The sequence below is a fragment of the Vibrio sp. Vb0304 genome (genome assembly GCF_033338995.1).
Taxonomy (GTDB): Bacteria; Pseudomonadota; Gammaproteobacteria; order Enterobacterales; family Vibrionaceae; genus Vibrio; species Vibrio alginolyticus.
Genome location: NZ_JAWOTT010000133.1, coordinates 1 through 1378, shown reverse-complemented (window position 1 = coordinate 1378; position 1378 = coordinate 1). Strand labels below are relative to the sequence as shown.

Annotated in this window: 2 protein-coding genes; both read right to left on the bottom strand. The window is 43.5% G+C overall.

All coding sequences use genetic code 11. The annotated features are described in order from the left end of the window. On the bottom strand, positions 1–462 hold a 462-nt coding region (locus R7P35_RS24420), incomplete at its 3' end, for a DUF6795 domain-containing protein (protein WP_318092925.1). Between the two features lie 152 nt (positions 463–614). Further along, the coding region (locus R7P35_RS24415; RefSeq protein ID WP_318092924.1) for a LysR substrate-binding domain-containing protein at positions 615–1378 on the bottom strand (764 nt) is incomplete at its 5' end.

The following is a 1378-nucleotide window of genomic DNA, read 5'->3' as shown; positions in this document are numbered from 1 at the left end:
TTCGGGAGCGATCTCCACTTCATGAATACGCTCGACATTGGTTAACTCACAATTAATATCCGAGAGCATTGAAAGCAATGGTTTTCTTCCATCTGGTGGCACCCAAACACCCCAAACTTTCTTTTGATCACCCTGCCAATTGAGATAAATTTTTTGATGCACGTTCAAACTCCCGCCAAATATGTCTCCGGGAGCTCGCGACCGAACAGTAACGCCAGGAAAGAAAAACTCACCTAGTTCATTGGTTTGGGCTTCATCCTTTAATGTTTTTCCTTTTTTATATCCTTCATAAAAAAGTTCTCGATGAACCGTTAGCCCAACTTGTGGTTTACCATCAAGCTTAATAACACCACGTACTTCTGGTGACATTTCCACATCGTATTTTTTAAACGGCCAAAACATTGCACTTGCTCCTACCGAAAATAGAGCTAGGACCAATATAAGCGAGTTTTTTTTAGCCATAGCCTTTCTCTATCCATTAGTTATTTTCTAGGATGATATGGAAAAAGATGAGTAAGAGAGAGAAGTTAATAAAGTGAAGATAATTTGTGGGAAGTGGCTCAAGATAATATGTAATTAAGACATTTATTTTTATTATTTCTTAAACACTTAAATCATCGTCGTGACTCAATCTGCTTCAAAAGCCACTCTCTAAATCGCTCAGTTGACTGGCTTCTTGTATTCATGATCAAGTAATACCCAGCATTGGCAGGAATGGGGGCGAATGGAGAAACCAAACGTTTCGTCGTCAATTCATCCTCAATCAACGCCATGCGTGCCATCGCGATCCCGACTCCAGCTTCCGCCGCAGACATCGCCATGTCTGTTCGATTGAAAAAGTGACCGACATCGGTTTTAAAATCGAATCCCATTGCCGAAGCCCAATACAACCACTCATAGTCACGTGTCGCTTTTTCCCACGGCATCGCGTCGTGCAACAACGTAGCCGCTTGCCATTGATTCGCAGACATCGACGATGTTTGATCACCAAAAGGAGTTTTTAGCCACCGATGATCCTCAAGGTATTTAGGGCTCATCACTGGCAGCAATTGTTCATCGAGAATCAACTCGGCATCATGGTCTCGATAAGGGTGAAGACCGTAGTCAATGGCGACGTCATAGTCTTTCAAATCGCTGTTGACTAGCGCTCCTTCCGCAAAGATCTGCACTTGAATTTCTGGGTTCTCTAGTTGAAAGCTTTCGAGTTTAGGCACTAGCCACTTAAAGGCGAATGAGGGAGTGAGCTTCAAGCGAACCTCATTGATATGCTTTTCTACTCTCAGATCATCAAGCAACTTGCCTAACTCAGAGAAATGCAACTGCGTGGCTTGTTGCAGTTGTATTCCCTTTTCGGTGAGGCGGATCCCTCGAGAGTGGC